This is a genomic window from Yoonia sp. (genome assembly GCF_030731595.1).
GTDB lineage: Bacteria > Pseudomonadota > Alphaproteobacteria > Rhodobacterales > Rhodobacteraceae > Yoonia.
Genome location: NZ_JANQTS010000102.1, coordinates 24,545 through 36,559, shown reverse-complemented (window position 1 = coordinate 36,559; position 12,015 = coordinate 24,545). Strand labels below are relative to the sequence as shown.

The window sequence follows — 12,015 nt, the reverse complement described above, 5'->3', positions numbered from 1 at the left end:
GGGATTTTGACGTATTTCGCACCAGAAGCAGCGAAGATTTTGAACGGTTGATTTGGGGCGCGGCCAAGGTCCGCTCTGCGGGACGAAAGGGACGTCGGACACTCCCACTCCAAAGTCTGCTACCGCCCCCCCCAAGCAGTCGTTGACTGTTCAAAGATCCGCAGCAGTGCCGCCTTCCCAAAGTGTACATCGATGGCCAGCATGGCATTTCGGGGAATTCAGGGGCAGCTATTTGGGACAATGCTGGCATTCAGTAGTGGCCGTTTTCTGAGCCAACCGACTGCACCATTGACTTTTTTGGGGGTAGAGGAGTAGCGTTGAATAGACCGATCGGTCTAATATAGCAAAACCAAGGGAGGACATGTCATGCGAGTTTCCAAAGAAAATGTTGATATCAAGATGCAAATTCCAGGAGCCGTTATCCGTCAACATAAGGATTTCGGAGATGCTACCGGGCTCGGTAAGATTAGTGGGGAGTATTTCACTTTGTCTGCTGGCGTCGACACCACACCGCTATTTCAAGGATTAGAGGGCAACCTCTGCCAATCGCCGCACTGGGGCTATGTCCTAGAGGGGCAACTAACAACGACCGATGCCGCAGGTACTGAAGAGACCGTCAGCGCCAATGATCTTTTCTATTGGCCACCGGGTCACAACGTGAAAGTCGATGCCGATGCTGAGATTATCATGTTCAGTCCGCAACACGAACATAGCCAAGTGATCGATCATATGATTGAAATGACGCAAGGCTAGCCCCACCCTCTAGCGTTCTGCCCAGCGATTGATCAACGACAGAAAGACATATGAGTATTAAAAAAACGCAGGACGCAGCAGCTGTTGCGTCCATTCATACAACCAAGCAAAGGTTGATCGACGCTGGACTACGGATGCTTCTCAAGCATGGCTATAACGATCTGGGCATCCAGGCACTGCTTGCGGAAACGCGGGTTCCAAAAGGATCATTTTATCATCATTTCAAAGACAAGGAGGACTTTGCGCTACAAGTTGTTGATACCTATATGACGCAAGTCCACGCGGGGCTTGATGCAAGCCTGCTGGATCCGAAACGGCCACCGTTGACCCGTGTGCGAGACTTTTTCGAAATGATACAGATTTCTTACCGCGAAGAAGGCTACATGGGTTGTCTTCTGGGTGGCCTTGGTCAGGAACTGTCAGGGGTCAGCGTCCTTTTCCGAGCAAAGATCGCAGAGTGTTTTGCTGCAATTGCCGAACGCGTCGCTGGTTGCCTTGAAGAAGCACGAAAGCAGGGCGAAATCCCTTGCGATAGCAATGTGCAAGAAATGGCAAACCTGCTGGTCGATTGCTGGGAAGGAGCTGCCCTGCGTAGCCGCCTTCACAAGAATCCAACTTCTCTTGAGGCGATGCTCAATTTCTACTTTGACGCGGTTACTGCCAATCGGAACCCACAAGATATTATAAAAGCCGATAAGGCACCTAAGGCCAGATAACACAGCGCAAATGTGAGAATTCCGCGCCGTTATAAACAACCGGTTTCATCTGCGGATGTTATGAGCACTGTTCCAGAAGCGAACGTCCGCTCTCCTCTTTGAGTTCAACACTTTGGGCTCCAAGCAGACATCCCCCGCCTATTACCTTGCCGCGTGACACAGCGGGATCCCTCACCTATACTCTTTGTTATAAGAGGCGGAAAACGCCTTCACTCAGGCATATAGGCGGATACATCATGAATATTCTCTCTCGGCGCAGCTTTGCGCTTGGTACTTTGGCAGCCACGACCTTGGCGGCATGCGGAAACGGTATTGGCGGCGGCGGTGCCGCGACAATTGACGCGCGGGTCGATAGTACGTTGAACGGTATGTTTGCCCAGTATCCCGGGACGCAGGATCTGGCGTCACGTGCGGCCGGCATGTTGGTCATGCCCTTGGTCACAGAGGTCGGCTTGGGCCTTGGCGGCTCTTACGGGCGGGGGGCCTTGCGTGTTGGTCCTTCGACAGTGGATTATTACTCGACGGCCTCGGGCAGTGCTGGCCTGCAAATCGGTGCGCAGCAGTTCAGCCATGTGCTGTTTTTCATGACGCCAGAGTCGCTTTTGGAATTCCGCCAGTCTCCCGGTTGGGCGGCAGGCGCAGATATCGAATACGCCATCAGCGACCAGAGCGAGATGTTGCGGGCCGAGACGACGACATCGCTCTCGCCTGTCATCGCGGTGATCTTTGGTCAGACAGGGCTACGCCTTGGCGCGACGCTCGAAGGCTCCAAATACACCCGCATCATTCCTTAAGCGCGCAGTTTCGTTCCGGCGGGGTCAAACGGTGGCTCCGCCAGAACCACACCACGATGCGGTTTGCCCAGGATCATGACGTCCACCGGCGTGCCGGGGGCGACATGCTTGAGATAGCCCAAAGCCAGCGATTTTCCGACAGAATAGCCATAGGTGCCTGACGTAACCCGCCCCACTGGCGTGCCATCGGTCAGAAAAATCGGCTCGCCGCCTGTGGCATCGGCATCGGTCACCTCTTGGACTTCGATCAATGACAGCATCTCGCGCGGCGCATTATCTTTGATCTTCAAGTAACTGGCTTTGTTCAGAAATTCCTTGTCCAGTTTGATCAGCCGGTCCAATCCCACCTCTTGCGGCCAGTATTCGGGTGAATATTCGCGGCTCCAGCTGCCATAGCCCTTTTCGATCCGCAGCGACATCAGCGCGCGTGATCCCACAGGGCCTGCCTCGACCGCGCGCCCTGCCTCCAGAAGTGCCGCATAAAGGCGCAGTTGATCGGCCTGATCGCAGTGCAATTCCCACCCCAGATCGCCGGTGAAGGACACACGCAGCGCGATCACGTCCACACCCGCGACGGTGATCCGTTGTGAGCGCATAAAGGGGAATGCCTCGGAACTCAGGTCCGCATTGGTTAAGCGCGCAAGTAACGCCCGCGATTGCGGCCCTGCGACGTTGAAGCCGCACATCGTATCCGTCCGGCTTTCAAAGGTGGTCCCTGCGGGCAATGGCACCTCTTTCCAGAACCGCGAATGGTACCGTTCGGACATACCGCCGCCGATGATCATGAATTCATCCTCGGCCAAACGGGTGACCGTGAAATCCCCCGCGATCCCGCCGCGCACGCCAATGAGCGGGGTCAGACAGGACCGCCCGACCGCCTTGGGCATGGTATTGGCAAAGACAGCGTTCAGCCAATCAGCGGCCCCCGGCCCTGTGGCGAAGTATTTGGCAAAGTTGGAAATATCAATGATACCAGCAGTTTGGCGCAGCATCCGCGCCTCGCGGCCTACGGGTTCAAACCAGTTCTGGCGGGTAAAGCCATTGGTGTCTTTCACACCCGGCTGATCTGCAAACCACAATGGATGTTCCCAGCCGTAGTTCAGTCCAAAGACAGCGCCCATGTCCATTTGCATCTGGTACGCGGGGCGGACGCGCACGGGTCGTCCTGCCGCGCGTTCCTCGTTGGGGAAATGGATGGAAAAGCGCTTGGCGTATTGGTCGCCGACCCGCGCCTTTGTGAACTTGGCATCGGCCCATGTTCCGAAACGCGCCACATCCCAGGCGAACATATCATAGTCGCTTTCGCCATTGATGATCCATTGCGCGGCCATCAGGCCCATGCCGCCCGATTGGCTGAACCCCGGAATGATCCCGTTGCAGCAGAAATAATGGGTCAGTTCCGGATGCGGGCCATACAGCACATTGCTGTCGGGGGACCAGATCATCGGGCCGTTGATGACCCGTTTGATCCCGGCCTCGCCCACAACAGGCACACGGTCGATCGCGCGCATCATATTGTCTTCGATCCGTTCCAGATCATCGGCGAAGAGTTCATGCCCAAAGCCTTGCGGCGTGCCCTCCTCGGCCCAGAACCGCACGTCTTTCTCGTAGGCCCCCACCAGCAACCCCTGCCCCTCCTGGCGCAGGTAATATTCGCCATCCCGATCCGCGACCGAGGGCAAGCGGCGGTCCATCGCGGCGATTTCGGGGATGGTTTCGGTGACGAAATACTGATGCTCTGTGGGCAAAAGCGGCAAGGTTATCCCTGCAAGTGCCGCCACTTCACGCCCCCAAAGACCGGCGGCGTTGATCACCCATTCGGTGTGGATATTCCCGTTGGGCGTTTCCACGATCCAAGTGCCATCCGGTTGCGGCAGGGTCGCTGTGACAGGCGTAAAGCGGTGAATTTCCGCGCCGCGCTGACGGGCGCCGATCGCATAGGCGTTCGTGACACCCGAGGGGTCCACATTGCCGCCATCGGGTTCATACATGATGCAGCGAATCCCGTCGAAGTTCACCAGCGGGTGCAGGCGTTCGGCCTCGTCACGGCTGACTTCATGGAAATTCATGCCGTAAAACTTGGCCTTGGCCGCTTGCAGGCGCAACTGATGCTCGCGCGCTTCGGTTTGGGCCAGATACAGCGATCCGGGCTGGAATACGCCGCAGGACTGGCCGGTTTCGGCCTCCAGCGCGTTATAGAGGTTCATCGTATAGTGCTGGATGCGGCTGATATTGGTGCTATCGTGCAGCCCGTGAATATTGGCCGCCGCATGCCAAGTTGATCCGCTTGTCAACTCCGAGCGTTCCAGCAAAACAACATCGCTCCAGCCCAATTTGGCAAGGTGATAGAGGATCGAACACCCGATCACCCCGCCTCCGATAACGACTGCTTGGGCATGGGTGCGCATTTGGAAACCTTTCCGTTGACCTTGCTGTCACCGTCTTCATTGTGACAAAACAAGGATAGCATCGCTGCGACACAAGATGTCGCTTACAGGATCACCCGCAGATTTTTTTCAGATGCATACTGCCGCAAACAGCAGGAGCGCCAAGAGATGAAAACGACGACAAGAGCAGTGATTATCGGGGGCGGCGTTGTTGGCTGCTCGGTTCTCTATCACCTGACCAAACTGGGCTGGTCCGATATCATGTTGTTAGAGCGTTCCGAACTCACTTCAGGCTCCACATGGCACGCGGCGGGCGGTTTTCACACGCTGAACGGTGATACCAATATGGCCGCCCTGCAAGGCTATACCATCAAGCTTTACCGCGAGTTAGAGGCCATTACAGGGATGTCCTGCGGTTTGCACCACGTAGGCGGCGTCACCTTGGCCGATAACCAGGACCGCTTTGACATGCTGGTCGCGGAACGGGCCAAGCACCGCTATATGGGGCTGGAGACAGAGATCGTGGGCCCCGAAGAGATCGCCAAGATCGCACCCATCACAAACCTCGACGGGATCATCGGCGGGCTTTATGACCCGCTTGACGGGCATCTGGACCCTTCAGGCACGACCCACGCCTATGCCAAGGCCGCGCGCATGGGCGGGGCCACGATTGAACTGCACACCAAGGTGATCGAAACCAACCAGCGCCCTGACGGCACATGGGATGTGGTCACCGACAAAGGCACGATCCATGCCGAGCATGTGGTCAATGCCGGTGGCCTTTGGGCGCGTGAAGTGGCGGCGATGGCGGGGTCTTATGTGCCGCTGCACCCGATGGAACACCAGTATATCGTCACCGACGATCTGCCCGAAATCTATGAACGCGACGCAGAGCATCCTCATGTGATGGACCCTGCCGGCGAAAGCTATTTGCGCCAGGAAGGGCGCGGGCTGTGCATCGGGTTTTACGAACAGCCCTGCAAGCCTTGGGCGGTGGATGGCACGCCTTGGGATTTTGGCCATGAACTGCTGCCCGATAATCTGGACAAGATCGAGGATTCCATTGCCTTTGCCTACAAGCGCTTTCCGGTGCTGGAACGTGCGGGCGTCAAATCCGTGATCCACGGCCCCTTTACCTTTGCCCCTGACGGTAACCCGCTGGTCGGCCCTGTGCCGGGCTTGCGCAATTACTGGTCCGCTTGCGGCGTGATGGCAGGGTTCAGTCAGGGCGGCGGTGTCGGTCTGATGCTGGCGCAATGGATGACCACAGGTGAGTGCGAACGTGATGTGACCGCGATGGACGTGGGGCGTTTCGGCAAGTGGATCACACCGGGCTACACGCGGCCCAAGGTGATCGAAAACTATCAAAACCGTTTCTCGGTCAGCTATCCGAACGAGGAACTGCCTGCCGCGCGTCCGCACCGGACGACGCCGATGTATGATATCTTTACCGATCTGGGCGCTGTCTGGGGCCATCAGTTCGGGCTCGAAGTCCCCAATTATTTCGCCCAAGGCGATGAACCGGCCTACGAGACCCCCACCTTCCGCCGCTCTGATGCCTTTGCCGCCACAGCGCGCGAGGTCAAGGCCGTGCGCGCGGGCGTCGGCATCAACGAAGTGCAGAATTTCGGCAAGTTCAGCGTGACAGGCCACGGCGCGCGCGCATGGCTTGACCGGATCATGGCAGGGCGCATTCCGCAGCCCGGTCGCATGTCGCTGACGCCGATGCTGTCACCCAAGGGGCGGCTTTGGGGCGATTTCACCGTCTCTTGCCTGTCAGAGGAGGAATTCCAACTGACCGCCAGCTATGGCGCGCAGGAGATCCACCACCGCTGGTTCCTGGCCAATGAGGTTGCGGATGCGCGGGTCGAAAACATCTCGGACAAGCGCACAGGATTCCAGATTGCAGGACCAAAAGCACGTGATCTGCTGGCCGCCTGCACCCGCGATGATGTGGCAGGCATCAAGTTTATGGACGTGCGGCGCATGACCATCGGCCAGGTTGCCTGCATCGTGCAGCGCGTGAGCTATACCGGCGATCTGGGCTACGAGATTTACTGCGATCCGATGGACCAGCGCCAGTTGTGGTGGACCCTGTGGAATGCAGGCCAGCCTATGGGGATCACGCCTTTCGGGATGCGGGCGATGATGTCGCTGCGTCTGGATCGCTTCTTCGGGTCGTGGCTGAGCGAATTTTCACCCGATTATACCGCCGCCGAAACAGGCATGGACCGCTTTATCAGCTTCAAGAAAAACACCGATTTCATCGGACGGGCGCTGGCCGAGGCAGAGCGGGCCAATCCCCCTGCCCGCACGCTGGTTGCCTTCGAGGTCGATGCGGATGATGCCGATGTCGTGGCTTACGAACCGGTGTTCATTGATGGCGCGGTCCAAGGGTTCTGCACCTCGGGTGGCTATTCCCATCACGCGGGCAAGTCGATTGCCATGGCCTTGGTACCGCGTGCCTTGGCAACTGACGACCTGACCGCCGAGATCGAGATCATGGGCAAATTGCGCCACGCCAAGCGGATCATGACGCCGCTGTTTGACCCCGACGGCGCGGCCATGCGCGGATGATCCCGATCCTGATCCTTGCAGCAGGGTCGTCCAGCCGGATGCGCGGGGCTGACAAACTGCTTGAGGATGTGGGCGGAGAAACCTTGCTGCACCGGCAGGCGCGCCATGCGCTTGGCACCGCCTGTCCGGTCTATGTGGCCTTGCCCGCGTTGAACCATCCGCGGGCGCAGGCGCTTGCGGATTTGCCTATCACGATCCTTGCGGTGCCCGATGCAGCGGAAGGCATGAGCGGCACGCTGCGCGGGGCTGTGGCGCAACTGCCGGAAGATGTGGATTTCATGATGGTGCTGGGTGATCTGGTGGCGCTGGAAAAGGCCGATCTGGCGGCCGTCTTGGCTGCCAGAGCCGCCTATCCTGATGCGCTGATCTGGCGCGGCGCGACTGCAGACGGCAAGCCCGGTCATCCGGTCATCTTTGCAGCCAGCCTGCGCGCGCAATTCGCGACCTTGCAGGGCGATGACGGTGGTGCGGCGCTTGTGAAACCGCTGCGCGACAGAACGCATCTGGTCAATCTGCCCGGTCAGCGCGCAAGGCTTGATCTGGACACGCCCGAAGACTGGGCAGACTGGCGCAAGACTAGCCTTTGAACAGAAGTTTGGCTTCGCGCTTTGACAAAGTGCGCCGCGCCGCACCATAGGCCGCGATCCCCTCTTTGGTGGCCAGTTCCGGAAAGAGCGCAAACAGCTCTTCGCGCTGGTCATTGTCAAAGCCTTTGAGGGTAAAGTCACCGGGCTGATAACTTTCGCTCCATGTGCCGTCAGACAGAACAATTTCATGGTTGTCGCACATGAAATGCACGTAAGTGACATAAGGTTGATTGGAGATTTCGACACCATCCATGGCCAACATATGCTTGGCGGCAACCAAGACCTCTGATTGGCCAAAATAAAGCTGCGCAAATTCCGACACGATCAACATCCGGTGGCTGGGCGAGACAAGCATATCCCGCTCTGGCAATCCGTCCCCGATCGCACCTTGCTTGATCAAGATGGGACGGAATTGCGGTGTCGACTTCAGCTGATCGAAATCGATCCGCTTGGTCCCGATCCAGTTGATGCGTTGAATGCCGTTGTCGCGCGTCAAGACGCGATCACCCACCTTCAGCTTTTCGACCGCAATTTCCCCTTTCGGCGTGGCAATCGCTGTGCCGGGCGTAAAGCAGGGAATGATATGCTCGATCTGTGAAAAGAGCATTGTGTTCCCGTCAAGGAAGGTCACACGCCCTGCGCCGGGGTCGGCTGTGTCATAGCTGATCACATCGACATCCGCGCCAAGCAGGCTCAGGATATCAAAGTCGTCATCCTCATCCTCATCGTCAAAGCCGAAAGCGCTGTCGGTCTCGAAAGAGATCTGGCCGATGCCAATAAAGTGCGACGCATCGCTGCTTTCAATGCGGACTGTCAAAAGGGTAACAGGGCCGCTTGTTGTGATGGCAACACGATTGAGCGGGTGATGATCCGTCCCGGGAACGCTGGCTACGTCTTGGCGGCGCGGATCGGATAGGCCGACAGGAACCTGATGGCCGGCATCGTCTTGCCCGATCACAGCAATCGCGTCTTGCCAAGCCACTGGATCACCTGACCGATCAGCATCCAGATCAAGGAGTTCAAAAGCAAGATCCGCGACGGGGTCAGCAAAAGCGATGTTGACCTCAAGAGGTCCCGCCCCAGCCCTGCCGGCTAGCCAAGCCTGTCCATCGCAGGTGGTGATGGACCAGTCTGACGCCACGCCGTCCGCAGACGTGGACACGGTAAATTGCGCGGTTTGTCCAGAAGACAAAACACGGTTCACGCCGTCCACATCAGTTGCTGACCAATCCAGCGTGAATTTTGTCATCCACGCAGATCCCGGACTTCTTGGCACATGACGCTCTCGCTACCTCAAACACACAAACCGGAAGGCCAAACATCCAGTTCGTTTACTTTCTTTTGCGCGCCGCAAAACGGCGCGTGATCGACGAAGGTCAAATGCGGGTTAACCTGAATAGTCAAAGACCAACCATCGACTTATATGCGCCGTTCGGCTTTGTTGGCTTTTATTCAAGTGTTTCGGGGGCATGCAAGACAATAGCCACGCTGCACCCACGCCCTGACCTCACGTCGACAATGACAGCAAATTATGTCAAAATCGAGCTTATTTTGTGCATAAACTTAGGAATGCCACCAACCCTTGCGTGACGTTACGGCATGTCAGGCATTCTTTGGTTGTGGTGCCGATGGAGAGACTCGAACTCTCACGATGTTACCATCGGGGGATTTTGAATCCCCTGCGTCTACCATTCCGCCACATCGGCTTTGTGTCAGTGCGCATCTCCTAAAGCCGCAAGCAAGTCCCGTCAATCGGGATTTGCTACAATCTTGTGGCCGCGAATGTATCGCAGTCGGATAGGTTGCCACTTTCCAACCCGCGGCTGAACCAGCGTTGGCGTTGGGCGCTGGTGCCATGGGTAAATGTATGCGGCCGGACAGTCTGTCCGGCATTGCGTTGCAGGGTATCATCGCCGATTTGGGCTGCCGCATTCATCGCTTCGGCGATGTCGCCCTGCTCTAGACTGCCAAAGCGTTCCTGCACTGCGCGGGTCCAGATTCCTGCAAAGCAATCGGCCTGTAATTCGACACGAACCGACATGGCGTTCGACTCTGCCTCGGACATCTGGCTGCGCAACTGATTGACCTGTCCCAAGATCCCCAGTTCGTTTTGCACGTGGTGCGCAACTTCATGAGCGACGACGTAAGCTGCGGCAAAATCTCCCGATGCACCCAACCGGCGTTCGAGTGTTGTGAAGAAATCCGTATCAAGAAAGGCTTTGCGCTCTGGCGGGCAGTAGAACGGTCCGGTCGCTGCCGATGCGCCGCCGCAGGCCGATCGTGTCTGTCCCTTGAACAAAACAAGAATAGGCGCGGCATAGTCTGCCCCGACCTGACGGGCAAAGATATCGGTCCAGACCTCTTCGGTATCGGCAAGAGTGACAGAGACAAATTGCGCCGCACGCTCGTCGGCCGGCGTGATCTCGACATTCTGGGTGGTCTGGACCCCGCCCAAGGCTCCGTCGTCCAGCAAAGGCGTGACATCAATCCCCAAAAAGTAGCCGATGAGCAAGACGGCGATAAGCCCGATGCCGCCGATACTGCCTGCACTGCGCGTGCCGCCCTGCCTGCGCCGGTCTTCGATATTGCGGCTGCCGCGCCGTCCCTGCCATTTCATGAGGTCGTCTCCCTACCTGTCGCGATGCAGTTTAAGTGTATTATATTGCTGCACAAGCTTGACGGTTGCGCGCTTGCGTGGCCTAAGCAGGAAAACGACAAGGCATCGCATCGCATGTTACGCAGGCTCTACGACTGGACCATCTCGCTGGCAAAATCGCCCTACGCTTTGTGGGCACTGGCGGTTGTTGCTTTTGTCGAATCGTCCTTCTTTCCGATTCCCCCCGATGTCTTGATGATCCCGATGATCATTGCGCGCCCCTCACGCGCGTTCCTGATTGCCCTCGTTGCAACGCTGGCTTCGGTGCTGGGTGGTTTGTTCGGCTATTACATCGGTGCTGTGCTGATGGAGAGCGTCGGCCAACCCATTCTGGAAATTTACGGCAAGGCCGACAGTTTCGAGGAAATGTCGGCGGTCTTTAACCAATATGGCGCTTGGGCTGTTGTTGTGGCCGGTGTCACTTTCTTGCCGTTCAAGGTGATCACGATTGCCTCTGGTGTGACGGGTCTACCGCTGGGGGTCTTTATCGCCTCGTCCATCTTTGCCCGCGCGATCCGGTTCTTCCTTGTCGCAGCACTGCTGTGGAAATTCGGAGAACCGATCCGCGATTTCATCGAAAAACGGCTGGGTCTGATGTTCATCCTCTTCTGCGTGCTGCTGATCGGCGGTTTTGCCATGGTGGGGCTGCTATGACACGCAACCTCATGGTCGCTTTGGCCGCAGGCGGATCAGCGGCACTTTTGGCGGGGGCCTATCTTTTTCAGGCGCTTGGATATCCGCCTTGTGCGATGTGTTTGTGGCAAAGATGGCCGCATGTGGCGGCGATCCTGATCGGTGTTCTGTCCCTCAGGGTAAAGGGCCCGCTCTTGCCCGCGCTTGGTGCGTTGGCTGCCGCGACAACGGCGGGCATCGGGGTGTTCCACACGGGGGTCGAGCGCGATTGGTGGGAAGGTCCCACAAGCTGCACAGGCGGCGGCAGTCTGTCTGGGCTGAGCGGGTCCGATCTGCTGACGATTGCAGGCCCGCGCGTGGTCATGTGCGACCAAGTGAGTTGGGAGTTCCTGACTCTTTCCATGGCAAGCTGGAACGCTCTGCTTTCCCTTGGTCTTGTGGCGCTTTGGGTCATCGCCGTCCGTCTTAGCGGCGCGTCGACAGCAACAGGCTTGTCTCGGAGCGCGTGACGCCCTCCATCCGGCGGATTGCGAACAAGACCTGATCGAAGGCCTCGAGCGTTTCGGCCCCGATTTCCGCGATCAAATCCCAGGTGCCATTGGTGGAATGGACCGCCTGCACCTGATGCATACGCTGCAACTGCTTCATGATCTTTTCCGCCCCGCGCCCTGCGATTTCCAGCATCATCAGCCCGCGCACCGCATCCGGGCGCACGTCAGAGCGTGTGAGCACCGTAAACCCCGCGATTTCACCGCCCTGAACAAGGCGATCGAGCCGCACACGCACCGTGCTGCGGGTCACGCCCAGCAGGTCGGCCAGTTCTGACAATGTGGCCCTGCCATTGCTTTTGAGGGCCGCAATCAGGTGACCATCCAAACTGTCCATTTCAATTGCCCGATCTGTAAGTTTCCT

At 57.8% G+C, this 12,015-nt stretch carries 11 protein-coding genes and 1 tRNA gene; 7 read left to right on the top strand and 5 right to left on the bottom strand.

Annotation, left to right across the window (positions count from 1 at the left end):
* Positions 1–366 precede the first annotated feature (366 nt).
* The 3 genes from NWQ23_RS12420 to NWQ23_RS12410 all read left to right on the top strand — a co-directional run bounded on the left by NWQ23_RS12420 (position 367) and on the right by NWQ23_RS12410 (position 2,263).
* Positions 367–753 carry a hypothetical protein gene (locus tag NWQ23_RS12420; protein ID WP_306166683.1) on the top strand — a complete coding sequence of 129 codons (387 nt, stop codon included), beginning with the start codon at positions 367–369 and terminating at the stop codon, positions 751–753.
* Positions 754–803: 50 nt separating this feature from the next.
* Positions 804–1,469: a TetR/AcrR family transcriptional regulator gene (locus tag NWQ23_RS12415; RefSeq protein ID WP_306166682.1), complete on the top strand. Its 666-nt coding sequence runs from the start codon at positions 804–806 to the stop codon at positions 1,467–1,469.
* A gap of 236 nt (positions 1,470–1,705) precedes the next feature.
* Positions 1,706–2,263 (top strand): YSC84-related protein, encoded by a 558-nt coding sequence (locus tag NWQ23_RS12410; RefSeq protein ID WP_306166681.1) that lies wholly within the window; start codon positions 1,706–1,708, stop codon positions 2,261–2,263.
* On the opposite strand, the gene NWQ23_RS12405 is transcribed toward NWQ23_RS12410, so the two are convergent.
* Complete coding sequence (locus NWQ23_RS12405; protein WP_306166680.1) at positions 2,260–4,671, bottom strand: FAD-dependent oxidoreductase; 2,412 nt, start codon at positions 4,669–4,671, stop codon at positions 2,260–2,262. The genes NWQ23_RS12410 and NWQ23_RS12405 overlap by 4 nt on opposite strands.
* Positions 4,672–4,818: 147 nt before the next feature.
* Here NWQ23_RS12405 and NWQ23_RS12400 point away from each other — a divergent pair, with 147 nt between their 5' ends.
* Together NWQ23_RS12400 and NWQ23_RS12395 are read left to right on the top strand one after the other, a co-directional pair.
* Positions 4,819–7,227: an FAD-dependent oxidoreductase gene (locus NWQ23_RS12400; RefSeq protein ID WP_306166679.1), complete on the top strand. Its 2,409-nt coding sequence runs from the start codon at positions 4,819–4,821 to the stop codon at positions 7,225–7,227.
* A complete protein-coding gene (locus tag NWQ23_RS12395) occupies positions 7,224–7,814 on the top strand; it encodes a nucleotidyltransferase family protein (RefSeq protein ID WP_306166678.1) in 591 nt (196 codons plus the stop codon). Before NWQ23_RS12400 ends, NWQ23_RS12395 begins: the two co-directional genes overlap by 4 nt.
* Here the strand turns inward: NWQ23_RS12395 and NWQ23_RS12390 are convergent.
* The 3 genes from NWQ23_RS12390 to NWQ23_RS12380 all read right to left on the bottom strand — a co-directional run bounded on the left by NWQ23_RS12390 (position 7,804) and on the right by NWQ23_RS12380 (position 10,431).
* Positions 7,804–9,063 (bottom strand): Hint domain-containing protein, encoded by a 1,260-nt coding sequence (locus NWQ23_RS12390; protein ID WP_306166677.1) that lies wholly within the window; start codon positions 9,061–9,063, stop codon positions 7,804–7,806. The genes NWQ23_RS12395 and NWQ23_RS12390 overlap by 11 nt on opposite strands.
* A gap of 371 nt (positions 9,064–9,434) precedes the next feature.
* Positions 9,435–9,520 (bottom strand) — tRNA-Leu (locus tag NWQ23_RS12385).
* Between the two features lie 56 nt (positions 9,521–9,576).
* Positions 9,577–10,431 carry a neutral zinc metallopeptidase gene (locus tag NWQ23_RS12380; RefSeq protein WP_306166676.1) on the bottom strand — a complete coding sequence of 285 codons (855 nt, stop codon included), beginning with the start codon at positions 10,429–10,431 and terminating at the stop codon, positions 9,577–9,579.
* A gap of 114 nt (positions 10,432–10,545) precedes the next feature.
* On the opposite strand from NWQ23_RS12380, the gene NWQ23_RS12375 reads away from it, so the two are divergent.
* Entirely contained in the window at positions 10,546–11,124 is a 579-nt protein-coding gene (locus tag NWQ23_RS12375) for a YqaA family protein (RefSeq protein ID WP_306166675.1), read from the top strand.
* The gene (locus tag NWQ23_RS12370) at positions 11,121–11,612 is read left to right on the top strand and encodes a disulfide bond formation protein B (protein ID WP_306166674.1); all 492 of its coding nucleotides are present in this window, start codon (positions 11,121–11,123) and stop codon (positions 11,610–11,612) included. Before NWQ23_RS12375 ends, NWQ23_RS12370 begins: the two co-directional genes overlap by 4 nt.
* On the opposite strand, the gene NWQ23_RS12365 is transcribed toward NWQ23_RS12370, so the two are convergent.
* Positions 11,569–11,988 carry an Lrp/AsnC family transcriptional regulator gene (locus NWQ23_RS12365; protein ID WP_306166673.1) on the bottom strand — a complete coding sequence of 140 codons (420 nt, stop codon included), beginning with the start codon at positions 11,986–11,988 and terminating at the stop codon, positions 11,569–11,571. The genes NWQ23_RS12370 and NWQ23_RS12365 overlap by 44 nt on opposite strands.
* Positions 11,989–12,015 lie beyond the last annotated feature (27 nt).